The following is a 24,485-nucleotide window of genomic DNA, read 5'->3' as shown; positions in this document are numbered from 1 at the left end:
CCAACATGTACCATTAAGCTAGTACAAAAGAACTATTAACCTATTATTAATATCCACTGTCATTGGCGCTACAGCCTTAAAGACGAAGAATATTTGGAGTGACAAATGTCGATGGACTTAACCCAACCCTTATCACGACCTTCTGTGCTGGGCGGCGCAATGATAGTTGCTGGCACCGCTGTGGGCGCAGGGATGTTCTCAATCCCCATCGTGACAGCCGGTGTGTGGTTCAGCGGCTCAGTGGCTCTGTTGATTTATACGTGGGCCTGTATGTTGATTTCCGGTCTGATGATTCTGGAAGCCAACTTAAACTACCCAAGTGGTGCCAGTTTCCACACCATGGTGCAAGACCTGCTGGGTAAGGTATGGAGCTCAATCAATGGGCTTTCAATCACTTTTGTCCTCTATATTTTAACCTACGCCTATATCTCTGCTGGTGGTTCAATCATTACCCATACACTGCAAAATACAGTGGGGATTGGTCAGGCTGGTGCCGGCTTTATTTTTGCACTGTTGGTGGCGTTTATTGTTTGGTTATCAACCCGAGCCGTCGATCGCTTAAGTACAATATTGATTGGCGGCATGGTCATCACATTCGTCATGTCTGTCGGTGATATGTTTAGCCACGTGGAAAGTGCAGTTCTGTTCAATCAGACCGACAGTAACGCCAGCTACCTGCCTTATGCTTTGGCAGCACTGCCCTACTTACTGACCTCATTTGGCTACCACGGTAATGTGCCGGGGCTGGTGAAGTACTATCACAAAGATGGCAAAGCCGTGGTGAAAAGCCTGCTGTACGGCACCTTGATCGCATTGGTCATTTATATCCTGTGGCAGTATACCATTCAGGGCAATATTGCTCGGGATGCATTCAAACAAGTCATTGCTGATGGCGGTAATATTGGTAGCTTGCTGAAACAGATGGATACGGTCTCGGCGAGTCAGGCCACCAGCCAGCTCCTTAATGCTTTCTCTTATATGGCATTGGCTAGCTCATTCCTTGGCGTGTCCCTTGGGTTATTCGACTATATTGCCGACTTCTTTAAGTTTGCCGATGACCGTGGTGGGCGCACCAAATCTGCATTAATCACTTTTGTGCCGCCAACCATCGGTGCCTTACTTTTCCCAAATGGCTTTCTCTATGCCATCGGTTTTGCGGGTTTAGCTGCGACTATTTGGGCCGTCATTGTTCCTGCATTGATGGCGCGTGCCAGCCGCAAGCGCTTCCCGCAAGCGACTTATCGGGCTCCCGGTGGGCGCATGATGATTGGCTTTATTATCATGTTTGGCCTGATCAATGGCGTCACCCATATCGCCGCTTTATTTGGCCTGTTACCGGTCTATCAATAGGGCCGATTTTATGGCGAAAATATCACTCTTTTTTGCGCTATCTGCTTGCCTGAAACACGCGGCACGAGTAACTTGTCGCAACTTATCTTCAATTCTGATTGGCGGTTAATAAATGGCAAGAGCTAACGAAATAAAACGCGGTATGGCGGTCAACCTCAACGGCAAATTACTGCTGGTGAAGGATATTGACGTGCAAAGCCCAAGTGCCCGTGGTGCAAGTACACTGTATAAAATGCGTTTTTCTGATGTACGTACCGGTTTGAAAGTTGAAGAGCGTTTTAAAGGCGATGAGATCCTCGACACCATCACTTTAACCCGTCGTTCAGTCAACTTTTCCTACATTGATGGCGACGAATACGTCTTTATGGATGATGAAGATTTCACCCCATACAACTTCAAGAAAGAGCAGATTGAAGAAGAACTGCTGTTTATTCCTGAAGGCGGTATGCCGGGGATGCAGGTTCTGACGATGGACGGCCAATTGTTAGCGCTGGAATTGCCGCAGACTGTTGATATGGAAATTGTCGAGACCGCACCTAGCATCAAAGGCGCATCCGCCAGTGCCCGTAACAAACCGGCTGTGATGAGCACCGGTCTGTCCATTCAGGTACCAGAATATATCAGCCCGGGCGAGAAGATTCGTATTCATATTGCGGAGCGTCGCTATATGGGACGCGCCGAATAATATCCCCATCATCTTTCACGTTACAGGTGTGTTGACTGCTCTTACTCACCCGAATCACTTACTCATGTAAGCTCATCGGGATGAGTTCGTTTGCCGCCTTCCTGCATCGCGAAATCTATTGGGTATACCTACAATAAAGGGCCGATTTCTCGGCCCTTTTTGCTTTTTCATCCTAAAACACCGCTGTAGCATGAAAGATGACGGGTATGGATGGCTATTTTAGCTCAGGGAAAAACGCCCGCTTCAGTGCCAACTCCACACCACGAACTTCTGCCAACCCTTTCAGGCGACCAATGGCGGAATAACCCGGATTGGTCTTCTTATGCAAATCATCCAACATCTGATGACCATGGTCTGGTCGCATTGGAATTGGGCGCATGTCTCCGGCAGCCTGACGACGTTGTTCTTCGGTTAAAATTGCTTTAACGACCGAGTACATGTCGACATCACCTTGCAAATGACCACCTTCATGGAAGGTTTTTGGGTTCCCTTCACGGCAGGTTGAGCGCAGATGAGTAAAGTGAATGCGATCACCAAAGGTTTCGATCATCTGCACCAAATCATTGTCAGCGCGTACGCCATAAGAACCGGTGCACATCGTAAAGCCGTTATGAATGCTATCAACGGTTTCTTTCAGCCACTGCATGTCTTCAATCGTTGAAACAATACGCGGCAAGCCAAGAATTGGACGCGGTGGATCATCTGGATGTACCGCCATACGCAAGCCTACCTGTTCAGCGACGGGTATAATCTCGCGCAGGAAATAGGCCATATTTTCACGCAGTTGCGCTTTATCGATACCGTCATACTCAGCTAAACGCGCGCGGAACTGGTCCAGCGTATAGCCCTCTTCCGCCCCTGGCAGACCGGCAATAATATTGCCTGTCAGCTTGGCAATATCCGCTTCAGACATAGCATCGAAATAGTCAGCCGCCTGTGCCTGCTCTTCAGCAGTGTAATCATTCACAGCACCAGGACGTTTCAGAATATGCAATTCGAAGGTCGCAAAAGCTATCTGGTCGAAACGCAATGCTTTGGAACCATCAGGCAATTGATATTCCAAATCAGTACGCGTCCAGTCCAGTACCGGCATAAAGTTGTAGCATACGGTATCAATGCCGCAATCTGCCAGATTACGTAGCGTTTGCTTATAATTTTCAATGTGTTGCTGATAATTACCGCTGTGAGTTTTGATCTCTTCATGAATCGGTACGCTTTCTACTACCGACCAGACCAAACCTTTTGCCGCCAATTCAGCCTGACGCTGTTTGATCTCACTCACCGGCCAAACTTCGCCATTCGGAATATGGTGTAACGCGGTCACTACTCCAGTTGCGCCAGCCTGACGGATATCATCTAAGGACACCGGATCATTCGGGCCATACCAACGCCATGTTTGTTCCATTTATTTTTTTACCTTCTATGTAAACTATTCAGGTGTGCTAAAAATGCTGTTATACAGATTTCCAAGAGGTATCACTCAGCTTATCCTTACTCTTTCAGCGCTAAGTGTCAAAAAGCAAAACCTCATTGGTTGATCCACTTCACGAATATAACCAATATTGGACTTACCAATTTTATTTTCTGTCATATGGCTTTACACTGCAAGCCGATATTCATGGCAACCAGCAAAAGAAAATGATCGGCACGGTGTGGCCTTTTTCCTACAAGCAGCCCATCGAAACTGGTCTAACAACTTTTTATTTGCCACCTTTTATGTCAACTCCCCATGTACCCATCCTGGGGTGAATGATTTTGGAGCCACGTATGAACACCATAGCCAACAGCACCCTGCCCTCAACTGTACAGTTGCCTACTTATGATAGAACAGCGCTGAAAAGCCGCATTGTTCACATTGGTTTTGGCGCATTTCACCGCGCTCATCAGGCACTGCTCACTGATCGAGTATTAAATCAACAAGGGGGAGACTGGGGTATTTGCGAAGTCAGCTTATTAGGTGGCGACGTATTGATTCAAAATTTACGCCAGCAAGACCATCTTTTCTCCGTTCTGGAAAAAGGCGCGCAGAGCAATCAGGCGATTATCGTCGGTTCTGTTTGTGAGTCGGTACATGCCCGGTTAGACGGCATCATGCAAGTATTGGAGAAATTGGCCGAACCACAAGTGGCCATTGTCTCACTGACCATTACTGAAAAAGGCTATTGCATCGAACCGGGTAGCGGCCAACTGGATCTGCAAAATGAGTTTGTTCGTGCCGACCTGGCAATACCTGACGCCCCAACATCCGCACCGGGTGTGCTGGTTGAAGCTCTTCGCCTGCGTCGCTTGCGTGGCTTACCGCCTTTTACCGTGCTTTCCTGCGATAACATTCCTGAAAATGGTCATGTCGTGAAAAATGCGGTTCTGGGTCTGGCGACGGCACGTGATCCTGAACTGGCCAACTGGATTAGCCAGAACGTCACCTTCCCGAACACCATGGTTGACCGCATTGTGCCAGCAGCTACTGCAGAAACTCTGCAAGAGATTGCCGATGAACTTGGCGTAGTCGACTCGTGCGGGATTGCCTGTGAGCCATTCATTCAGTGGGTTGTTGAAGACAAATTTGTGGCCGGCCGCCCTGACTGGGAGATCGCCGGGGCGCAGTTGGTGGATGACGTATTGCCCTTTGAAGAAATGAAACTGCGCATGCTGAACGGCAGCCATTCCTACCTCGCATACTTGGGTTATCTGGCGGGTTATCAGCATATTAATGATTGTATGGCCGATGATAATTACCGTGTTACAGCTCGCCGCTTGATGCTCGATGAGCAAGCGCCTACTCTGCGCGTCACCGGTGTTGACCTTAACGCCTATGCCGACCAGTTGATCGAGCGTTATACCAATCCATCGTTAAAACACCGCACTTGGCAGATTGCTATGGACGGGAGTCAGAAATTACCACAGCGGATGTTAGATTCCGTGCGCTGGCATTTGCAACATGGCGGAAACTACCGCTGTCTGGCATTAGGTATTGCCGGTTGGATGCGTTATGTCAGTGGTGTGGATGATAACGGCCAGCCTATTGATATCCGTGACCCTATGGCTGACAACTTTAAGAAATGTGTCGCCAACAGCGAAGAGGGGGTTGCCAGAGTACAGAGTCTGCTCTCGCTGAAAGCACTATTTGGCGAGACCCTGCCACAACAGCAAGCTTTCGTCGAGGCTGTCACCGAGGCCTATCTCAGCCTGCAACAATTTGGCGCGAAAGAGAGTGTGAAACGTTTAGCCGAACACGCTTAATTTCATGACTTAATATTGGCTGGATGACATTTATGCTGGTTATCCAGCCAATACTTTAATGACTCAATGAGATTCTATTCTTCCAACTGATACGGCGCAGACTCAAATAAATAACCATCGAAATCAGGATGGTCAGCATCAGAAAGTTCCAGTAACTTCAGTTTTACATTCTCCAAATGCTGCCACATAGCTTGCTTGGCGGCCTTGCTGTCACGGCGCAGCACGGCTTGCAAGATTTTCTGATGATCTTCCAGCCACTGCCAGCGGTAGCTGAAATCAACTGTATGGCCGTGAGCACCTAACCACATTGCGCTAGTTTTCCGCGCCTGCCAAGCTTCTGCAACCATATTGGCCAGCACGCTATTTTGTGTCGATTGAGCCAGTAGGCAATGAAATAGTTCATCCGCACTTTCATCCACCGCCCCCGCTTCTAGCGCACTTTTTTCTTGCTCAATAGCATGGCGCATTTTGATGATATCAGCTTTAGTGGCCTGCATCGCGGCAAAAGCAGCAACTTCGCTTTCGAGTAATTGGCGGGCTTGCAAGAGCTCAAACGGACCATAACCACTGTCGGTTGCCGCGGCGGACTCGCCCCCAACTGACATCTCAGGCACATTGACCACATAAACGCCGGAGCCTTTACGCACCTCTACCAATTTTTCCAGCTCTAACATAATCAGTGCTTCACGTACCACACTGCGGCTGACACTGAAATTTTCGGCGATATCGCGCTCGGGCGGCAAACGATCGCCTACGTTATATTGACCACTGACAATCGCTGCGCGCAGTTGACTGCCCACTTCCTGATATAACCGCATAGCCTTATTTCCTGCATCGGGCATTGGCGTTGATGTTAATAATACCAAATTGGCCGGACCAAAGAGTGTCTGAATAGCAGTGAGTATATCATGTGGTCACACAATTTCATTGTGGTCAAATAACTTCTGACAGCAAAAACATCTGACGAGCTAACACGACTTATCAACAGGATAAGCCGTGTTTATAGGGATAGGTTTCTACAGAGATAAGTATTCAAAGATATAAACAATACAGACTGAAATATTAGAGATAAGTGACGGTTAAAATGCCCAGACTACGCTGTGGATTCAGCCATTCCAGAGTGGAAGAGGCTAAATTACCGGGTAACCGGGAGGTCAGAGGCATATTACGTGAGAGTGCTTGTCGTTGAGTCAGTGTTTCGCCATTACGATAACAACGAGTTGTTATTGTTTGGCCCACTAATGCGGTATCACATGGACTGTCTACAATGGCTCCGGAAAAGGTAATTGTTCCTGAAACAGACAGGGTAGATTGCGCACTACTTGCAGAAAAAGATATTATCCATGAAAACATTATCGCTAAGATAATTAGTACTCGATAATTGCTCATAAACACCTCGACTCTCATATCTGTCATTTTAAAGATAGAGGATTTCAGCGCGAGCAATAGCAATGGCAGAGCTTTTTTTATTGCTCTACTCCGTCTATAACCCACTAAAATCCCCCGAATAAGCTAATTATATTGCTTAACTCAGGGCCGCCATTAGGCGCTGTTCTGAAATTTCCTAGGAAATACTCTTAATTTGGGCTTTTTTCGTTTAATAATTAGCCTACGCGTAGTTCTGTCCTGTTCTAATAACAACGGCTAAAATGCCATTAACTTAATAGCTAATTAAAAAAAAATTTTACTGCGGAGAATCCATATGACAAAAACCAACTTGATTACCGGATTTTTGGGGTGTGGAAAAACCACCACTATTCGTCATTTGTTGGCCCAAAAGCCGGAACATGAGAAATGGGCCGTTTTGGTGAATGAATTTGGTGAAATAGGGATTGATGGCGCGCTATTAGCTGAGAGCGGCGCGGTATTAAAAGAAATACCTGGCGGGTGTATGTGTTGTGTTAATGGCTTGCCGATGCAAGTCGGTTTGAATATGTTGCTACAGCAGGCAAAACCGGACCGTTTGCTGATTGAGCCAACCGGATTAGGCCACCCCAAACAGATCCTCTCCTTATTGACCTCAGATATTTACCAACCATGGATTGATCTACGCGCGACCTTAAGCTTGCTGGATGCTCGCCAACTGAGTGAGCCTCGCTATACCGAGAATGAAAATTTCCGCGACCAATTGGCAGCCGCAGATATTTTGGTGGCGAATAAACAGGATACTTATAGCGCAACAGATTATGCCGCGTTACAACAGTGGCATGAGCAACAACCAACATCACGCCCCCTCTATTATGCGGAACAAGGGAAAATTGATGTGGCCCTGCTCGATACACCACACAGTAATAATGATGAATTACCTGACGGTGCGCATCACCACGGCTCCACACGACAACATGGGTTGGCAGCATTACGTTTGAAAGGGACGGAACCTTGGCGTCGGGCACTGAATAAAGGTCAAGGTTATCTGAGCTGTGGTTGGGCATTTAATGCCGACACCGTATTTGATACAGTTCCACTATTGGAATGGGTACGATTAAATCCAGCCGAGCGGGTAAAGGGAGTGATGCGTATTGCAGAGGGAACACTAGTAATTAACAAGCAAGGGAATGATCTAAAAATAGAAACACGTCAGATCCCCCCGCTAGATAGCCGGATTGAACTGATTAGCGCGAATGAAGCTGATTGGAATGCACTACAGCATGAATTACTGAATATTCGGTTAAATAAAGGGGTATGATATGCCCCGATTTTTATTCGTTGCACAATTTATAGTATAGGCCGCCGCATGACCCGTCGTAATTTACCGACAATTTTACTGCTCAATTTGCTTGGGATTGCTCTGTTCTTCTCTTGGTACATCCCGGCAAACCACGGTTTTTGGTTCAAAATAGATTCGGCAATATTCTTCTATTTTAACCAACATCTGCTGTCCAGCCCTGCCTTTCTGCATTTGGTGGCACTCACCAACAATCGGGCTTTTGATGTCATTTCCCTAATGTGTATGGGCCTGCTGTATTTATACTTCTACATAAAGGAAACACCCGTAGGTCGTCGCCGACTGATAGTCACCGGGTTTGTCATGTTGCTGACCGCGGTTATCCTCAACCAGTTAGGCCACATGTTGCCAGTTTCGCATCCCAGCCCAACACTGGTGTTTGAGAATATTAATCGCGTCAGTGAGTTAACCGGTATTCCAACCAAAGACGCTTCTGGTGATAGTTTCCCTGGCGACCATGGCATGATGTTAATGATCTTTGCCTGCTTTATGCTGCGCTATTTTTCTCGCGGTGCTTTTGCCATCGCCTTATTGATTGTGATTGTCTTCTCGATGCCACGAGTGATGATCGGCGCGCATTGGTTTACTGATATTGCTGTTGGTTCTCTTTCCGTTGTTCTGGTTGGGATAAGCTGGGTACTGCTAACACCACTCAGTGACAAGGCCATTGATGTCATTAACCGGAACTTGCCTGGGTTTACAACGAAATAATCTGTAACCTGCTTATGTTGGGGCAAAAGTCTATTTTTTGCTCCAACTGCCATTAACATTTCCCTTCATTTATTATCCCCGAGTGGCTACAAAATCAGCAATCTCGCTTTTAATAGCACACATTAAGTTTCATTAACATTTAGTAAAATAATGGTTATAAAAGCTCTCGCCTTTTATTAACTATTACGGTAACCTCAAAAACGTTTGTATTCGGATACCGGCATTTCACCACTGTCCTGATTAATATTGTGCGTTCCTGCACATTTATTTGGTTAAGTGATTGTCTCATCAGACCACAATCAATAATCTCGATTCGTTTGGCATTTTTGGGTAGCGACATCCGTCGTAAGGACAGCAAGGGAAAACAACAACAATGGTCAAGTCTCAACCTATTATGAGATATATTCTGCGGGTCATTCCTGCGGTTGCAGTAGCGGTAATGTTATCCGCGTGTAGTTCATCACAGACTTCGAACTTACATAATACGCAAACTGAGATGCGTGCAGTTAATGACAAAGATGGGCTTTTACTGCAAGCCTCTCAGGATGAATTCGAAGCGATGGTGCGCAACGTTGACGTCAAGTCAAAAATTCTAGAACAGTATGCAGGGTGGAAAGGTGTTCGTTATCGTTTAGGCGGTAGCACCAAACGCGGTATTGATTGCTCCGCATTTGTACAAGCCACTTTCCGTGAACAATTTGGTATGAATTTGCCACGCTCAACATCTGAGCAGCAGGATCTTGGCAAGAAAATTCAACGTACCAAGTTGCGTCCTGGTGATTTAGTACTGTTCCGAGCGGGTTCGACTGGACGCCATGTTGGTATCTACTTAGGTAACGATAAATTTGTTCATGCATCGACCAGTGTCGGCGTGACAATATCGAGCCTAAATGAAGATTATTGGAATAAGCGTTATCGCGATGGGCGCCGAGTGCTAAGTAGCGGTTCGCGCAGCTAGCTGATTTTATTCCTGTTGTCCGAGAGATGCCAAACGAAACTATGAAACGCCGCATTAGCGGCGTTTTTTATTATCCGCTATTTATGACTGCCCATTCTGCAACTACCCACTCTTCCTGCTGGCTTGTAGGAAATGTCCTTTTTTTTTAGCAACCGCGAAATTCAAGAAATTTCTGTGTAAAATCCGCCCCACTTAACCAAGAGTTTTCTGGCACTAAGACATATCAACCGACGATTCTCCTTTCTAGAATTAAGTAGATTGTGTCAATAATCTGAAAATTTGTTTTACTGATATATATTCCTGAATATACCTATCAGTACAAATTAAGAATGCAGATCCGCTTATTTGATGCATTTTATGAGCACATTTCTTTATATTGGATGTTATTCATATCGATACGCTTATTAATGCCAATAATGCTCACTAGCAAACCGGTAGCGCTGTGCTGCCAACTTACTTATACTCATAACACTTTATCAATCATGCTGAGGAGCGGCGTAACATGGGTTCAAACAGTGCGTTCTCCCGCAATATTTTATCCAGACGCCACCTTGTAAAAAAAAGTGTCATCCTCGCACTCTGTTTCTTTATTTGTTTTGTTGTTATTACGTTGTCATTACTTTATCGCAGCAGTGAACGTAAATTAACAACACAAAGCGATCATATTATATCCTATTCGTCTCAGTTCCTTAATGGGCTGACGACAACCATGTCTCAGCTTATCCCGCAAAGCACCAAGACATGTGAACAGGCCAGTTCAGCACTGCACTATCGAGCTGCATTTACCAATGGCGTTAGAGCTTTTTTATTGGTTCACGATGACATTGTTTATTGTTCTTCAGCAACAGGTGAAATGCATGTACCGGTCAGTGCGCTATATCCTAAAATTAACGTATCCCAGTCTTTAGATTTTAAAATTCAGCAAGGTACGCCCATGATGCCAAGTAAACCGGCAATTGGGGTTTGGTTGCGTGAGGCTGGTCGAGGTAACTCTGGGGTATTAGCAACACTAGAATTAACGCTACATCCTTATTTCTTGCTGAACTCGGCGGAAAACCAAGTCAATAACTTAGCTATCGTTATTGATGATTTAGCGATAACCACTTTTAGCGCCAGAGTCATTCCGGTCAACCAATTACCAGCCCAATCCTCACATGAGGTCCAATTACCCGGCTATCCCATTAAAATATTGATTTATCACACCAGCCTGACTGCGGATGATATTCGCATGACGTTACTCGGCGGTCTGTTACTTTCAGGTTTAGTCGGTATCCTGGCATATTATATTTTGATTACCAGTCAAAGTGCTGAAGCCGAAATTCTACGCGGTATACGGCGTGGTGAATTCTTCATTGAGTATCAGCCAGTATTCCGTTCACATGAACGTACAATGTCAGGCTTTGAGGCACTCATTCGTTGGAAACATCCTATCGAAGGGCGAATCTCACCGGATCTCTTTATTCCCTATGCAGAAGCTCAGCATTTGATTCAACCACTGACTCGGCATTTATTTGAATTAATCGTCAGTGACAGTAAGTTAATGGAAGATTACGTTCCTGCTGGGACGAAGCTTGCTTTTAATATCTCCCCTGTCCATCTTGCTGATGATGGCTTCCGTAAAGATGTCTTACACATGTTGCAGCAATTAAATACCGACATTTTTGCTCCGGTGTTCGAGATTACCGAGCGAGGTATGGTTGAAGAAGAATTAGCTATTGAGCAATTCGCCTGGCTGCGTTCCCAAGGGATACAAATCGCGGTTGATGACTTTGGGACTGGACACAGTGCGCTGATCTATTTAGAACGTTTTACTTTAGATTATATTAAAATTGATCGTGGCTTTGTTAGCACCATCGGCATTAATACGGTCGCGGCACCGGTATTAGATGCTGTATTAATGTTGGCGCAAAACCTCAATATCGAGACGGTTGCTGAAGGTGTTGAAACAGAACAACAACTCCAGTATTTGGCCCAACATGGGGTGAACTTCTTGCAAGGCTATTTACTTAGCAAGCCGTTATCTGTTGGGGATTTAGTCAAGTTTTGTAATAAAAAGAATTCGTAACAAAAACTCATTGGCTTAATGTTTGCTTTACCCCTGCAAACTGGTAATTTCATTTAAGAGTATTACTATTCGAATAACAGCAGGAGATCACCACCAATATGTTGTCACGCCTACTTGCTGCCTTAGCACTTGCGGCCCTGAGTTTTGGGCTACAGGCTGAAACTATTAAAGAAGGCAGCTCTTTTGCCATACTGGGTGAACCTAAATACTCATCAGATTTTAGCCATTTTGATTATGTTAATCCGGCGGCCCCTAAAGGCGGGGATATAACGCTATCGGCTATTGGTACCTTTGATAACTTTAACCGCTATGCATTGCGTGGCAACCCGGCTATACGCTCTGAGCGGCTATATGACTCGCTATTTGCCACCTCCGATGACGAAATTGGCAGCTATTACCCATTAATTGCCGAATCCGCGCGTTTTGCCCCAGACTTTCATTGGATTGAAGTGGATATCAATCCCCGTGCCCGTTTCCATGATGGCACGCCAATTACCGCGCAAGATGTTGCCTTCACTTTCAATAAATTCATGACCGAGGGTGTGCCACAATTTCGTATCGTCTATAAAGGCGTGCAGGTAAAAGCCATTTCTCGCCTGACAGTACGTTTTGAATTCCCGGAACCCAATAAAGATAAAATGCTGGGTCTATTTGGTTTGCCAGTGATGCCAGAGCATTTTTGGCGAGACCATAAACTCAGTGATCCTCTGAGTAAACCGCCAGTCAGCAGCGGCCCTTATCGTATTGGTAAATATAAAATGGGCCAGTTTATTACTTATGAGCGGGTCAGAGATTATTGGGCGGCTAATTTGCCAGTCAATCGTGGCCAATATAATTTTGACACCATCCGCTATGATTATTATTTAGACGATAAAGTCGCGCTAGAAGCCTTTAAAGCTGGGGCGTTTGATTTCCGTGAAGAGACCTCGCCAAAAAGCTGGGCCACACAATATGTGGGCGGCAACTTCGCCAAAAACTATATCGTTAAACAGGATATCGTCGATAACTCGGCACAAAATACTCGCTGGCTGGCATTTAATGTCCAACGCCCTATTTTTAGCGATCGCCGAGTTCGTCAGGCGCTCACCTTAGCTTTTGACTTTGACTGGATGAATAAAGCCTTTTATTACAACAGTTATCAGCGCACTAACAGTTTCTTCCAGAATACTGAATATGCTGCGACGGGTTATCCAGACAGTGCTGAATTAGCCTGGTTAGCCCCACTGAAAGGCAAAATACCGCCAGAGGTATTTACACAACTATATCAGCCACCACAAACCGACGGCAGCGGCGATTCGCGGGATAATCTGTTAAAAGCGCGCGAATTACTGAGTGAAGCTGGCTGGGAAGTAAAAAACCAGCAATTGGTCAATAGCAAAACCGGCAAACCTTTTGAGTTTGAATTGCTATTGCTCAGTGGCAGCAACTTCCAATATGTTCAGCCGTTCAAACATAATTTGCAGCGTTTGGGCATCACCATGAATATCCGTGAGGTTGACAGTTCTCAATTTGTTAACCGCCTACGCAGTCGGGATTACGATATGATCCCGACCGTTTACACTGCGTTCCCTTACCCTAGCCCAAATCTGCAAATCTTGTGGAGCTCGGCTTATATTGATTCCAGCTATAATGCTTCCGGTATTAAAGATCCGGCTATTGACCACTTGATTGAACAGATTATCAAACATCAAGAACAGCCCGAAGCCTTGCTGTCTCTGGGGCGCGCCCTTGATCGCGTCTTGACCTGGAATTATTTGATGATCCCGATGTGGTATTCCAATCATGCCCGCTTTGCGTATTGGGATAAATTCTCAATGCCTGCGGATCGCCCCACTTATTCGCTAGGGTTTGATAGCTGGTGGCTGGATGTCAACAAGGCAGCTCGCCTGCCAGCAGAACGTCACTAGGGGGCGGTTGTGGGCGCATATCTATTACGGCGGTTATTGCTGGTTATTCCCACATTGTGGGCGATTATTACTATCAACTTTTTTATTGTGCAAATCGCCCCAGGCGGGCCAGTTGATCAGGCGATAGCCAACATTGAACTGGGCCATTCCAGTGGCTATAGCGCAGGCGGCGGTGATGCTGGCTTGGGTGGCGCGAAAGTGGGCCTTAATGCTGCCCAGGTGGGTGACAGTAACTATCGCGGCTCACGCGGATTAGACCCGGAAGTCATTGCCGAAATCAAACAGCGTTTTGGATTCGACAAGCCGCTGCACCAACGTTATTTCGATATGTTATGGAGCTATGTGCGCTTTGATTTTGGCGACAGTCTGTTTCGTGGCGAATCGGTAATGTCATTGATTAAGCACAGTCTGCCAGTGTCCATCTCTCTCGGGCTATGGAGCACGCTGATAATTTATATCGTTTCCATTCCACTGGGGATTAAAAAAGCGGTGCGAAATGGCACAGCTTTTGATACTTGGAGCAGCACCTTAATCATTATCGGCTATGCTATCCCTTCGTTTTTGTTTGCCATTTTGTTGGTGGTGCTGTTTTCCGGCGGCAGCTATTTCGATTTATTCCCGCTGCGCGGACTGGTTTCCAGTAACTGGGATACGCTGCCGTGGTACAGCAAAATAACCGACTATTTGTGGCATATCACTTTACCGGTATTGGCCACAGTGATTGGCGGCTTTGCTACATTGACCATGCTGACTAAAAACTCCTTCCTCGACGAAATTCGCAAGCAATATGTTGTCACCGCGCGCGCCAAAGGGCTACCTGAAGAAAAAATTCTGTATCGCCATGTGTTTCGCAATGCCATGTTGCTGGTGATCGCCGGTTTCCCGGCCACCTTTATCAGTATGTTTTTCACCGGCTCACTGCTGATCGAAGTGATGTTTTCATTGAATGGCTTGGGATTACTGGGCTACGACGCCACCTTACAGCGCGATTACCCGGTAATGTTTGGCACTCTTTATATTTTCACCCTGATTGGTTTGCTGCTGAATATCCTCAGCGATATCACCTACACCTTGGTTGATCCACGGATTGATTTTGAGGGTCGCCAATAATGATACGGCTAAGTGCTATTAATCAGGCCCGCTGGGGGCGATTTCGTCAGAACCGCCGTGGCTACTGGTCGCTGTGGATTTTCCTGACTCTGTTTATTATTAGTTTGTTTGCCGAGCTCATCGCCAATGACAAACCGCTGCTGGTGAGCTATCAAGGGCGAATTTATATGCCCTTTATGGCTAATTACAGCGAGTCAACTTTTGGCGGCATTTTAACCACCGCCGCCGATTATCAAGACCCTTATGTTATTGGCCGAATTAAAGATCATGGTTGGGCTATCTGGGCACCTATCCGCTTTAGCAATAACACCATTAATTTTGCCACTGACGTGCCCTTCCCTTCGCCCCCCAGCCGCACCAATTTATTGGGGACTGATAGCACCGGTGGCGACGTGTTGGCTAAAGTCATTTATGGGTTCCGTATTTCGCTGTTATTTGGCCTGACACTGACGCTATTTTCCAGTGTGATTGGGATTTGTGCCGGGGCAGTTCAAGGCTATTACGGCGGCCGAGTTGACCTATGGGGCCAGCGATTTATTGAAGTCTGGTCAGGTATGCCAACCCTGTTTTTAGTGATTCTACTGTCCAGCATCGTACAACCCAATTTCTGGTGGTTATTAGGTATTACCGTGATATTTGGCTGGATGGGGTTGGTCGGTGTGGTGCGGGCAGAGTTTCTGCGCACGCGAAATTATGACTATATCCGGGCAGCACGGGCCATGGGAGTACGCGACCGAGTTATTATGTCGCGACATATGCTACCTAATGCCATGGTGGCCACATTGACCTTCTTGCCCTTCATTCTGTGTGGTTCTATTACCACCCTAACTTCGCTGGATTTCCTTGGTTTTGGCTTGCCTATGGGCTCTCCCTCATTAGGCGGGCTGCTCTTGGAAGGTAAAAATAACCTGCAAGCGCCCTGGCTTGGGATCACTGCATTCCTGGTATTAGCCGTGCTGTTATCTCTGTTGATCTTTATCGGCGAAGCGGTGCGTGACGCCTTTGACCCAAGTAAGGTGTACTGATATGGCGACCTCTCCACTCCTGGATATTCAGAATCTCAGTGTTGCATTTCGTCAGGCTGGCGTTGAACGTCAAGTGGTCAGCGAGCTGTCATTGCAGGTAGCACCGGGTGAAACACTGGCTTTGGTGGGGGAATCTGGCTCTGGCAAGAGTGTCACCGCCTTGTCAATATTGCGTTTATTGCCCTCACCGCCGGTAGTTTACCCGACAGGGGATATTCTGTTTGCTGGTAAATCACTGTTACATGCCGACGAACCGACATTGCGCAGTATTCGTGGTGACCAGGTTTCAATGATATTTCAAGAGCCTATGGTCTCACTCAACCCACTGCATACCATTGAAAAACAGTTGGCTGAAGTTTTGTCGCTGCACCGAGGTATGCGTCAAGAAGCGGCTCGAGCGGAGATTATTCAGTGCCTTGACCGGGTAGGAATTCGCAATGCCAAAGGCCGACTGGCTGATTTCCCGCATCAGTTATCCGGTGGGGAACGTCAGCGCGTCATGATTGCCATGGCGGTCTTGACCAAACCCAAATTGCTGATTGCCGATGAACCGACCACCGCGCTGGATGTATCAGTTCAAGCCCAGATTTTGAGTTTGCTGAAAGAGTTAAAGCAAGAAATGGGTATGAGTTTGCTGTTTATCACTCATAACCTGAATATCGTGCGCCGGCTGGCAGACAATGTGGCGGTGATGCGTGAAGGCCGCATTGTTGAGCAGAACAGCCGCCAGACACTGTTCAGCGCCCCGCAACACCCCTATACCCGTCAATTATTGGATGCCGAGCCACAGGGCGACCCACTGCCACTGACCATGGACTTGCAACCCTTACTGCAAGTTAAAGGGCTGCAAGTGGCTTTTCCCATTAAACGCGGCTTACTGCGCCGCACCGTTGCTCATCACTATGCACTGAAAGATCTCAGTTTTGATTTAAAGCCCGGTGAGAGTTTAGGTTTAGTGGGAGAATCTGGCTCAGGGAAAAGCACCACTGGGCTGGCACTGCTGCGCTTGCTGCCCTCTAAAGGTGAGATTTGGTTTAGTGGTCAGCCGCTACACAGCTTCTCGCCCAAGCAAATGTTGCCTTATCGTAGCCGCATTCAAATTGTGTTTCAGGACCCTTATTCAGCCCTAAACCCACGCTTGAATGTTCAACAGATCATTGCTGAAGGGCTGGAAGTGCATCAAAGGCTCAGTGCAGTACACCGTGAGCAGCGAGTAATTAAGGCCATGGAAGAAGTTGGTCTGGACCCAGTGAGCCGCTACCGCTACCCAACTGAGTTCTCTGGTGGGCAGCGCCAGCGCATTGCTATTGCGCGAGCCCTCATTTTGCAACCTCAATTACTGATTCTGGATGAGCCAACCTCATCATTGGATAAATCAGTACAGGCACAAATTCTGGCCTTGCTGAAATCCTTGCAGCAACGTTATCAACTCAGTTATCTGTTTATCAGCCATGACTTACAAGTCGTTCGTTCGCTCTGTCATCAGGTGATTGTGTTAAAACAGGGCGAGGTGGTGGAGCAAGGTGATTGTCAGGCGATATTTGCCGCACCCAAGCAGCAATATACTCAGCAACTGCTGCAATTTGCTGATTAATTTGGTGTAAATCAGGAATTAAGACACAAAAAAGCGCCAGCATATTTGCGTGACAAACAGCGCTGACGAAATGCCGCTAACGAGTGCTCGATAGCGTATCAGAAGGGATAAAGTGCCGTCATGGTTTCGGCAATGGCCACACCCACATCTTTCAGGCGGCAGATAGTGGCACTCTCATCTTGATTGTGAACAAATAAGCAAGGCTCGCCTTCCCATTCAACAATCGCGGAATCCACTTGTATCTCTTGTAACGAGAGATGCAACCGCTGCATGATAATTTGCGCGTGTTTACCATCGTGGCTAAGTAATTTCAGCCCCATGAGGTCATTATTGGTCTCGTCTATCGCCGTCAGTGGTATCGGCTCAACTTTCACGCCGATAAATCCAGATAACCAACGGTAACTTTGCGGCAGACGATGTACTACCGAAAGTTGGATATTATTCACGTGTTTTTCCTAGTCAAATATAAAAATGCAAAAAATCATAAAAGCACCACAATGACTCACACTTACTAAAGTTATAGCTGCTAAGTTGTCATTGTGCCTGGTTCAACCTCTACCAAAACACAACATTGATAACAATTTAGAAACTAAAAATCTACAATGTCATTTTTATGCTGTTTCTAACCTTGATTCAGCCACCGATGCCAAGCACGGGACTGTTGGTTTGGGATTTAGATCCCATTTTTTGTTATATTTATACCTTTATGGCGGCTATCTCAACCATTTTTCTTGCAAACTTGTTACTTAATACCAATCAACATTTTACATTTCAAGAACAAACAAAGACCAACACAAGCAAGAGAAATCCACTTAATTAGTTGATAAATAACTATATTCAATGATATCCATCACTCTTTTATGAGTACCAATAATGGATAAAAGTCCGGTTGATACAATTGAAACTTTTTTATTTCATCGCTCAAAAAGTTAACAATATGGTGTCAAACATAACTATGCAATAAATAATGATATGCATGCTTACTATATTGATGGAGCGCAATAATTTTGTGCTTTTTAGTGGCTATTAGAGCGATATTTAGCAGAGTGAAGGGAAAAGCAGAAAGGAAATATGAGCAAAATGTTAATTAATAAATAAGTGATACGAAGGGAGCGCTCGCCAGCCTCTCCTCTTCATATCACTCAATTAATTATTTTACCGCGCCCTTATGGGGGCGGCTGGCATAAAGATACAGCAGCATGGCGACAATAATACAGAAGGCCATTGAGCTCACCATTGGCCAGGCACTACGCGATGGTGCCATCGACAATAGCGTTCCCACTATCGCACCAATACCAAAGCGTAAAGTTCCGGCCAGAGAAGAAGCCGTGCCCGCCATATGTGGGAAGTCATCCAAAATAACGGCCATGGCATTTGAGGTGATCATCGCGATACAGCCGACATAAGCCGCCACACCCAATACCAGCGCCCAGAATCCCAGCCCGGTGGCACATACCACCAGCAGCCAGATGCCCATCACCAGTTGGACTAACATACCAAAGCGGAACATTTTCAGTGCGCCAAAACGGCGAACATTGCGGCTATTTATCAATGTCATCAAGAACAGAAAGACAATATTCAGTGCAAAATAGTAGCCAAAGTTCTGCGGAGAAACGCCGTTTAACTCAATATAAACAAAGGGACCGGCACTCAGGAATGAAAACATCCCGGCAAAAGAGAAGCCGCTGGCCAGCATATAGCTCAATACCCGCTTGTGGCGGAATAAGGTCGCGAAATTGCCGATAGTGGTACGCAAGTGAAATCGCTGTCGCTTCTCTTGCGGTAAGGTTTCTTTGATAAACAGTGAAACCAGTATCGCCGCCACCAAGGCGGCACCGGCCATGGTCCAGAAAATCGCATGCCAGCTAAACCACACCAGTAGCGCGCCACCAATAATCGGTGCCATTAGTGGGGCAATAGTCATCACTAAGACCACAAAAGACATCATGCGGGAGAAGTCATCTTTGGTGAACATGTCTCGCATCAATGCATTGATCACCACACTGGCGGCGGCGGCGGACAAACCATGCAAAAAACGCATGTTAATCAATTGTTCAATTGACTGCGCCATAGCACAGGCCATCCCCGCCAGTGCGAAGATAAGCGTTCCCCAGAAAATAACCGGCTTACGCCCGATGCTATCGGCCATCGGCCCATAGAACATCTGCCCGATAGCAAACCCCAGCACATAAGCGCTTAGGGTCATCTGCACCGCGCCACTCTCTACGCCAAACTCTTGCGCAATGGTAGGCATGGCGGGTAGATACATGTCAATCGCCAAGGGCATCAGCATCGACAGCAGGCCCAAGATAAAGATTAAGCCAAAGTGGGATGTCCGGGTCTTCCCGTCATTTTGATTACTGGCATGCACGTTCAACAGCTCCTTCCATAACCTACTGCGGGTTATATCAACGGCAAAACAGCGTGGAGACAGTTCGCCCACGCTGCAATAGAAAATCACTTACAGATGGGGAGCGCCGACACTCGCAATCTCTTCTGCCGTCAGTGGACGATACTCGCCAGGTGCTAAATCATCGTCTAACTTGATATCGCCAATTCGCTCACGGTGCAGTTCAAGCACCCGATTCCCGACGGCGGCAAACATCCGCTTAACCTGATGGTAGCGCCCTTCGCTAAGGGTCAGGCGCACCAACTGCGGCTCAATAACCTCAAGCTGCGCTGGTTTGGTCAGGGACGTTTCATTATGTAACTGTACGCCGTCCGCAAACTGCTGCGCCGTATCATCCGCCAGCGGATGCTCCAGTGTCACCAGATAGGTTTTTTCACAATGGTGACGCGGAGAGGTGATGCGATGTGACCACTGGCCATCATCTGTCATCAGGACTAGCCCGGTAGTATCAATATCTAATCGGCCCGCGGCATGAAGTTTGTAAGCTACTGGCTCATCAAGGAAATACAGCACCGTCGGATGATCGGGATCTTCGGTAGAACACACATAGCCCTGCGGTTTGTTCAGCATGAAGTAACGTGGGCCAACTGTTTGTTGCAGTGGGTTACCATCAAATCTCACGTCTTGTTCTGGCGTCAGCTTAATAGCGCCACTTTTGACCACTTCGCCATCAATGGTTACTCGTTTTGCCCGCAGCTCGCGCGCGACCAACGCCCGGCTGACACCTAATTGCTGAGATAAAAACTTGTCCAATCGCATTGAATCTACTTTGCCTGTTGTATAGTCGTGCCAGTAACAGGCACGATACCCGCAATCACGCCTACATCTTAAAGATGCGGGGGATTATACGGTGTGGAATGAATGAAGCAGTAAAGTGGTATAGGGGAAAATAATTTGCTGCCTAACCGACCTAATTCACCAGTATAGCGGCGGTTGCCATATCATCCTAGGAACAGTTGCAGTGAAACCCTTATTTAGCAACCACATCGTGGTAAAATTCAGCAATCGCCCTAATCCCGCCGATGGGCACAATAGAGAGTAGAAATTTTTTCACTACTCGTAGAGAGAAATATTGTTTATACCCGGTAAAAGAGTGTTGCAAATCATGTATTCAATCTATGGTCACGCAGTGTAATGGCATTCACATTACGCCCCTATCAGCAAGAAGCGGTGGATGCGACGCTGGCCCATTTTCGTCGTCACACTGAACCCGCACTGATTGTTTTACCCACCGGGGCCGGGAAAAGTCTGGTCATTGCCGAGTTGGCAAAACTGGCACGTGGGCGCGTTCTGGTGCTGGCACATGTTAAAGAACTGGTGGCGCAGAATCATGCCAAATACTGTGCCTATGGTTTAGAGGCTGATATCTTCGCCGCCGGTCTGCAACAGCGCCAAAGTGCAGGGAAAGTGGTCTTCGGCAGTGTGCAATCTGTGGCGCGCAATCTTACTTTGTTTGATAGCGCCTTTTCGTTGCTGATTATCGATGAGTGCCATCGCATCAGTGACGAGGATGACAGCCAATATCAGCAAATTATTCAGCACCTGCGTAGCACTAATCCGCGTCTACGGCTGCTGGGGCTGACCGCCACGCCTTATCGTCTGGGTAAGGGCTGGATTTATCAATTCCACTATCACGGTATTACCCGTGGTGATGGGAAATCTCTGTTCCGCGATTGTATTTATGAATTACCCCTGCGCTACATGATTAAGCACGGTTTTCTGGTGCCACCAGAGCGGCTGGATATGCCGGTGGTACAATATGATTTCAGCCGTCTGACCAGCAACAGTGACGGTATGTTCCGTGAAGCTGATCTAGACCGCGAACTTAAACAACAGCAAAGAATTACTCCGCATATTGTTAGCCAGATAATTGAGTATGCCGCCCATCGTCGCGGGGTGATGATTTTTGCCGCCACCGTTGAACATGCTAAAGAGGTTTACGGGCTACTACCCCAAGGTGAAGCCGCGCTGGTCAGTGCCGGAACGCCTCCCGCGGAGCGCGATGCACTCATTAGCGCCTTTAAGCAGCAGCAACTGCGTTATTTGGTCAATGTTGCCGTGCTGACAACCGGCTTTGATGCCCCACATGTCGACCTGATTGCGATTCTACGCCCGACTGAGTCGGTCAGTTTATATCAACAAATCGTTGGCCGCGGTTTGCGGCTCTCTCCGGGTAAAGAAGATTGTCTGATTCTGGATTATGCTGGCAATCCCCATGACTTATTCACGCCAGAAGTGGGTACCAGCAAACCTCACAGTGATAGCCAACCGGTGCAGGTCTTCTGCCCTGACTGCGGTTTTGCCAATATTTTCTGGGGTAAATGCACTGAGTCAGGCGAGATTATTGAACATTATGGCCGCCGCTGTCAGGGCTGGTTTGAGGATGACTCTGGGGCGCGGGCACAATGTGACTATCGCTTTCGCTTTAAGTCCTGCCCACATTGCGGTGCTGAGAATGATATTGCCGCCCGCCGCTGTCATCAGTGCCAGGAAGTGCTGGTCGATCCCGATGATATGTTAAAAGCTGCCCTGAAATTGAAGGATGCACTGGTACTGCGTTGCGGCGGAATGAGTTTGGAAGCGGGGCATGATGCGAAAGGCGAGTGGCTAAAAATCACTTATTACGATGAGGATGGCACCAATACCAGTGAGCGTTTTCGCCTGACCACGCCCGCTCAGCGAATGGCATTTGAGCAAATTTTCTTACGCCCTCACCAGCGGGCGCCCGGTATTACCCTCAAATGGCAAAACGCCGCAGATATCATCGCGCAACAGGCATTACTGCGTTACCCGGATTTTGTTGTCGCCCGTCCTCGCGGACAATGGTGGCAAATCCGAGAAAAGATATTTGACTATCAAGGGCGTTTTAGAAAAGCAGACTCACTGGCTTAATGAGTTGACGTTGCAGCAAGGCGGCAAGTGAGTGCATCCCGATGAGCTTACATCAGTAAGTGATTCGGGTAAGCGAACGTAGCCAACACCGCTGTAGCGTCAAATACGCAGGGAATATGCGGTATTGTTTGCTGTCTGGTTGAGACTTCGCTAGAATATCGCCCGCTTTGCTCTGGGTTTACCCAGTCAAAGCCGAGTATCGAACCTGTTGCTGGGTCGCCTGTAGCAGGGTAAATTTTCTTTAAGAGAAAACAAAATGACCACTATCAATGTAGAAGTACGTAACGACCAGGGTAAGGGTGCGAGCCGCCGCCTGCGTGCAGCAAATAAATTTCCGGCAATCATTTACGGTGGTTCTGAAGCAGCAATTTCTATTGCTCTTGACCATGACACCACCAAGAACCTTGAATTGAAACCGGGCTTTTATGATTCCGTACTGACTCTGGTTGTTGACGGTAAAGAAACCAAAGTTAAAGTACAGGCTGTTCAGCGTCACGCTTTCAAGCCAAAACTGACTCATATCGACTTCGTTCGCGTTTAATCGCGTCGCTGTCGATATTCGGGACGCCGAAGTAAAAAACGCCGCTTATGCGGCGTTTTTTATTGGCTAATTTTATAATTTTCTCATCACGCAATCTATTCTACTTACCGGCATTGCGCTGCAACTGATCGCGCAGATTCGGCGGCGTGCCTTTAATGGTCAATGTATCTGTCGCTGCATCCCAGAAAATACGCTCACCGAGTAATAGCGCGTCAAAATTGATACTCAACCCGCCGCCACTGCCTGCGAACTTGGTCAACTGACGTAGAGTACCGCGATCCGCCGGGAAGCTCTCTTCTAATCCATAGCCTTGTTCAGCAGAGAACTGTTGGAAATCTTTTTCGCCCAACTTCGGCAACTCTTGCGCAAGCTCTTGTAAGGCAATCTCCTCACCGGCCTGCAACTGCTCATTACAATAACTATAAACTTGCTGGCGATAGGCTTGACGCTCATTTTTACCCAGTTCAGCATCCGCACAGTAATCATCAACGGCTTGTAATAAACCGCGATTCTGCGCTTTGGTATCTAAACCTTCCGCAGCAGACAGGAAATCCATAAAGAAGTCAGATACTTTGCGCCCGATCCGCCCTTTCAGGAATGAAAGATAACGGGTAGATTCCGGGTTATTTTCCCACTCAGTCAAATCAACACGAGCCACAATGTCAGCGCGGTTTATATCAAGATAGTGAGTGGTGCTCAGATCTAACTGCTCGTTTACTCGCATGCTATTACAGCTGCTCAGCACCGAAATCAGCAAATATTCCACCGCCAGATAACGATATTGGCAAAACAGCACCACACCGCCTTCAGCAAAGGGATACTTGGCTAACTCATCGCGTAAGCGCCCAGTTGCCGCACGGCTAAAGCTGAGGAAGTCTTCATCACCCTTACGGCTTCGTTTCAGTGCTTCAGCCAGCTCACTTTGCTCATTAAATAACCCGTAAGCTTTGCTTTTGGCACTGTAGACCCGATGCAGCTCGGCCATCATTTCTTCAACTACAGCATTGGCAGGTAACAGCGAATCGCGCAACACCACATCAAGCGTTTGTTCATCACGTTTGATAAGCTGATGTAAGGCTATCTGGTCAATATCCAGACTCATGATAAATACTCCTTTTGGCTAGGGGCGTATTCAATCACTGATGCCTGAGAGCTGCAACCCAAAAGCTATCGCCGCCCTCAATTAATGGCTAATGATTCTTAATGCTATAAAATAGCGGAAAAGCGCGACTCTATACGGTAAGATATGGGACTTTGTCAGGTGTTGAGCAC

At 47.1% G+C, this 24,485-nt stretch carries 20 protein-coding genes; 13 read left to right on the top strand and 7 right to left on the bottom strand.

Annotation, left to right across the window (positions count from 1 at the left end):
• Positions 1 to 105 precede the first annotated feature (105 nt).
• Positions 106 to 1,350, top strand: coding sequence for a tryptophan permease (mtr, locus tag N0H69_RS10760; protein ID WP_050151031.1), 1,245 nt, complete (start codon positions 106 to 108; stop codon positions 1,348 to 1,350).
• Between the two features lie 112 nt (positions 1,351 to 1,462).
• Positions 1,463 to 2,035 (top strand): elongation factor P-like protein YeiP, encoded by a 573-nt coding sequence (gene yeiP / locus N0H69_RS10755; protein WP_025378855.1) that lies wholly within the window; start codon positions 1,463 to 1,465, stop codon positions 2,033 to 2,035.
• 214 nt (positions 2,036 to 2,249) lie between these two features.
• On the opposite strand, the gene uxuA is transcribed toward yeiP, so the two are convergent.
• Positions 2,250 to 3,440, bottom strand: coding sequence for a mannonate dehydratase (gene uxuA, locus N0H69_RS10750; protein WP_050106199.1), 1,191 nt, complete (start codon positions 3,438 to 3,440; stop codon positions 2,250 to 2,252).
• Positions 3,441 to 3,802: 362 nt separating this feature from the next.
• On the opposite strand from uxuA, the gene N0H69_RS10745 reads away from it, so the two are divergent.
• Positions 3,803 to 5,275, top strand: coding sequence for a mannitol dehydrogenase family protein (locus tag N0H69_RS10745; RefSeq protein WP_050151097.1), 1,473 nt, complete (start codon positions 3,803 to 3,805; stop codon positions 5,273 to 5,275).
• Positions 5,276 to 5,349: 74 nt separating this feature from the next.
• Here N0H69_RS10745 and N0H69_RS10740 read toward each other — a convergent pair whose 3' ends face one another.
• Both N0H69_RS10740 and N0H69_RS22345 read right to left on the bottom strand, forming a co-directional pair.
• Positions 5,350 to 6,093, bottom strand: coding sequence for a GntR family transcriptional regulator (locus N0H69_RS10740; RefSeq protein ID WP_050106196.1), 744 nt, complete (start codon positions 6,091 to 6,093; stop codon positions 5,350 to 5,352).
• Between the two features lie 244 nt (positions 6,094 to 6,337).
• Positions 6,338 to 6,514: a YmdA family protein gene (locus N0H69_RS22345; RefSeq protein WP_511262235.1), complete on the bottom strand. Its 177-nt coding sequence runs from the start codon at positions 6,512 to 6,514 to the stop codon at positions 6,338 to 6,340.
• A gap of 463 nt (positions 6,515 to 6,977) precedes the next feature.
• Here N0H69_RS22345 and N0H69_RS10730 point away from each other — a divergent pair, with 463 nt between their 5' ends.
• The 8 genes from N0H69_RS10730 to yejF all read left to right on the top strand — a co-directional run bounded on the left by N0H69_RS10730 (position 6,978) and on the right by yejF (position 17,370).
• A complete protein-coding gene (locus N0H69_RS10730; RefSeq protein WP_050106193.1) occupies positions 6,978 to 7,961 on the top strand; it encodes a CobW family GTP-binding protein in 984 nt (327 codons plus the stop codon).
• A gap of 48 nt (positions 7,962 to 8,009) precedes the next feature.
• Positions 8,010 to 8,711: a phosphatase PAP2 family protein gene (locus tag N0H69_RS10725; protein WP_050106191.1), complete on the top strand. Its 702-nt coding sequence runs from the start codon at positions 8,010 to 8,012 to the stop codon at positions 8,709 to 8,711.
• Positions 8,712 to 9,084: 373 nt separating this feature from the next.
• Positions 9,085 to 9,669 carry a bifunctional murein DD-endopeptidase/murein LD-carboxypeptidase gene (mepS, locus tag N0H69_RS10720; protein ID WP_050106186.1) on the top strand — a complete coding sequence of 195 codons (585 nt, stop codon included), beginning with the start codon at positions 9,085 to 9,087 and terminating at the stop codon, positions 9,667 to 9,669.
• A 502-nt stretch (positions 9,670 to 10,171) separates the two neighbouring features.
• Positions 10,172 to 11,734: a cyclic di-GMP phosphodiesterase gene (locus N0H69_RS10715; protein ID WP_050151029.1), complete on the top strand. Its 1,563-nt coding sequence runs from the start codon at positions 10,172 to 10,174 to the stop codon at positions 11,732 to 11,734.
• 98 nt (positions 11,735 to 11,832) lie between these two features.
• A complete protein-coding gene (locus N0H69_RS10710) occupies positions 11,833 to 13,641 on the top strand; it encodes an extracellular solute-binding protein (protein WP_050106182.1) in 1,809 nt (602 codons plus the stop codon).
• A 9-nt stretch (positions 13,642 to 13,650) separates the two neighbouring features.
• Positions 13,651 to 14,751, top strand: coding sequence for a microcin C ABC transporter permease YejB (locus N0H69_RS10705; RefSeq protein ID WP_050106180.1), 1,101 nt, complete (start codon positions 13,651 to 13,653; stop codon positions 14,749 to 14,751).
• Positions 14,751 to 15,776 carry an ABC transporter permease gene (locus tag N0H69_RS10700; protein WP_050106177.1) on the top strand — a complete coding sequence of 342 codons (1,026 nt, stop codon included), beginning with the start codon at positions 14,751 to 14,753 and terminating at the stop codon, positions 15,774 to 15,776. Before N0H69_RS10705 ends, N0H69_RS10700 begins: the two co-directional genes overlap by 1 nt.
• A 1-nt stretch (position 15,777) precedes the next feature.
• On the top strand, positions 15,778 to 17,370 hold the full coding sequence (gene yejF / locus N0H69_RS10695) for a microcin C ABC transporter ATP-binding protein YejF (RefSeq protein ID WP_050106176.1): 1,593 nt from the start codon (positions 15,778 to 15,780) through the stop codon (positions 17,368 to 17,370).
• Between the two features lie 98 nt (positions 17,371 to 17,468).
• Here the strand turns inward: yejF and N0H69_RS10690 are convergent, their stop codons facing one another.
• The 3 genes from N0H69_RS10690 to rsuA form a co-directional block, all read right to left on the bottom strand.
• On the bottom strand, positions 17,469 to 17,816 hold the full coding sequence (locus N0H69_RS10690; RefSeq protein ID WP_004710851.1) for a YejG family protein: 348 nt from the start codon (positions 17,814 to 17,816) through the stop codon (positions 17,469 to 17,471).
• A gap of 704 nt (positions 17,817 to 18,520) precedes the next feature.
• Complete coding sequence (locus N0H69_RS10685) at positions 18,521 to 19,741, bottom strand: Bcr/CflA family multidrug efflux MFS transporter (RefSeq protein ID WP_050145410.1); 1,221 nt, start codon at positions 19,739 to 19,741, stop codon at positions 18,521 to 18,523.
• A gap of 90 nt (positions 19,742 to 19,831) precedes the next feature.
• Positions 19,832 to 20,539 (bottom strand): 16S rRNA pseudouridine(516) synthase RsuA, encoded by a 708-nt coding sequence (gene rsuA / locus N0H69_RS10680; RefSeq protein WP_050120891.1) that lies wholly within the window; start codon positions 20,537 to 20,539, stop codon positions 19,832 to 19,834.
• Positions 20,540 to 20,914: 375 nt separating this feature from the next.
• On the opposite strand from rsuA, the gene radD reads away from it, so the two are divergent.
• Both radD and rplY read left to right on the top strand, forming a co-directional pair.
• Entirely contained in the window at positions 20,915 to 22,672 is a 1,758-nt protein-coding gene (radD, locus tag N0H69_RS10675) for a DNA repair helicase RadD (RefSeq protein ID WP_050120890.1), read from the top strand.
• A 256-nt stretch (positions 22,673 to 22,928) separates the two neighbouring features.
• The gene (gene rplY / locus N0H69_RS10670) at positions 22,929 to 23,213 is read left to right on the top strand and encodes a 50S ribosomal protein L25 (protein ID WP_004700538.1); all 285 of its coding nucleotides are present in this window, start codon (positions 22,929 to 22,931) and stop codon (positions 23,211 to 23,213) included.
• A gap of 100 nt (positions 23,214 to 23,313) precedes the next feature.
• On the opposite strand, the gene yejK is transcribed toward rplY, so the two are convergent.
• Positions 23,314 to 24,315, bottom strand: coding sequence for a nucleoid-associated protein YejK (gene yejK, locus N0H69_RS10665; protein WP_050106171.1), 1,002 nt, complete (start codon positions 24,313 to 24,315; stop codon positions 23,314 to 23,316).
• Positions 24,316 to 24,485 lie beyond the last annotated feature (170 nt).

This window comes from Yersinia alsatica, assembly GCF_025133195.1.
GTDB lineage: Bacteria > Pseudomonadota > Gammaproteobacteria > Enterobacterales > Enterobacteriaceae > Yersinia > Yersinia alsatica.
This window is presented reverse-complemented; position numbering and strand designations above follow the sequence as displayed.

What these genes read in the sequence shown, in the direction of transcription:
- uxuA (WP_050106199.1), bottom strand. Translation starts at nt 3,440, where the DNA reads ATGGAACAAACATGGCGTTGGTATGGCCCGAATGATCCGGTGTCCTTA.
- N0H69_RS10730 (WP_050106193.1), top strand. Translation starts at nt 6,978, where the DNA reads ATGACAAAAACCAACTTGATTACCGGATTTTTGGGGTGTGGAAAAACC.
- N0H69_RS10740 (WP_050106196.1), bottom strand. Translation starts at nt 6,093, where the DNA reads ATGCGGTTATATCAGGAAGTGGGCAGTCAACTGCGCGCAGCGATTGTC.
- rsuA (WP_050120891.1), bottom strand. Translation starts at nt 20,539, where the DNA reads ATGCGATTGGACAAGTTTTTATCTCAGCAATTAGGTGTCAGCCGGGCG.
- N0H69_RS10715 (WP_050151029.1), top strand. Translation starts at nt 10,172, where the DNA reads ATGGGTTCAAACAGTGCGTTCTCCCGCAATATTTTATCCAGACGCCAC.
- N0H69_RS10745 (WP_050151097.1), top strand. Translation starts at nt 3,803, where the DNA reads ATGAACACCATAGCCAACAGCACCCTGCCCTCAACTGTACAGTTGCCT.
- yeiP (WP_025378855.1), top strand. Translation starts at nt 1,463, where the DNA reads ATGGCAAGAGCTAACGAAATAAAACGCGGTATGGCGGTCAACCTCAAC.
- mtr (WP_050151031.1), top strand. Translation starts at nt 106, where the DNA reads ATGTCGATGGACTTAACCCAACCCTTATCACGACCTTCTGTGCTGGGC.
- yejF (WP_050106176.1), top strand. Translation starts at nt 15,778, where the DNA reads ATGGCGACCTCTCCACTCCTGGATATTCAGAATCTCAGTGTTGCATTT.
- N0H69_RS10725 (WP_050106191.1), top strand. Translation starts at nt 8,010, where the DNA reads ATGACCCGTCGTAATTTACCGACAATTTTACTGCTCAATTTGCTTGGG.
- mepS (WP_050106186.1), top strand. Translation starts at nt 9,085, where the DNA reads ATGGTCAAGTCTCAACCTATTATGAGATATATTCTGCGGGTCATTCCT.
- radD (WP_050120890.1), top strand. Translation starts at nt 20,915, where the DNA reads ATGGCATTCACATTACGCCCCTATCAGCAAGAAGCGGTGGATGCGACG.
- yejK (WP_050106171.1), bottom strand. Translation starts at nt 24,315, where the DNA reads ATGAGTCTGGATATTGACCAGATAGCCTTACATCAGCTTATCAAACGT.
- N0H69_RS10710 (WP_050106182.1), top strand. Translation starts at nt 11,833, where the DNA reads ATGTTGTCACGCCTACTTGCTGCCTTAGCACTTGCGGCCCTGAGTTTT.
- rplY (WP_004700538.1), top strand. Translation starts at nt 22,929, where the DNA reads ATGACCACTATCAATGTAGAAGTACGTAACGACCAGGGTAAGGGTGCG.
- N0H69_RS10700 (WP_050106177.1), top strand. Translation starts at nt 14,751, where the DNA reads ATGATACGGCTAAGTGCTATTAATCAGGCCCGCTGGGGGCGATTTCGT.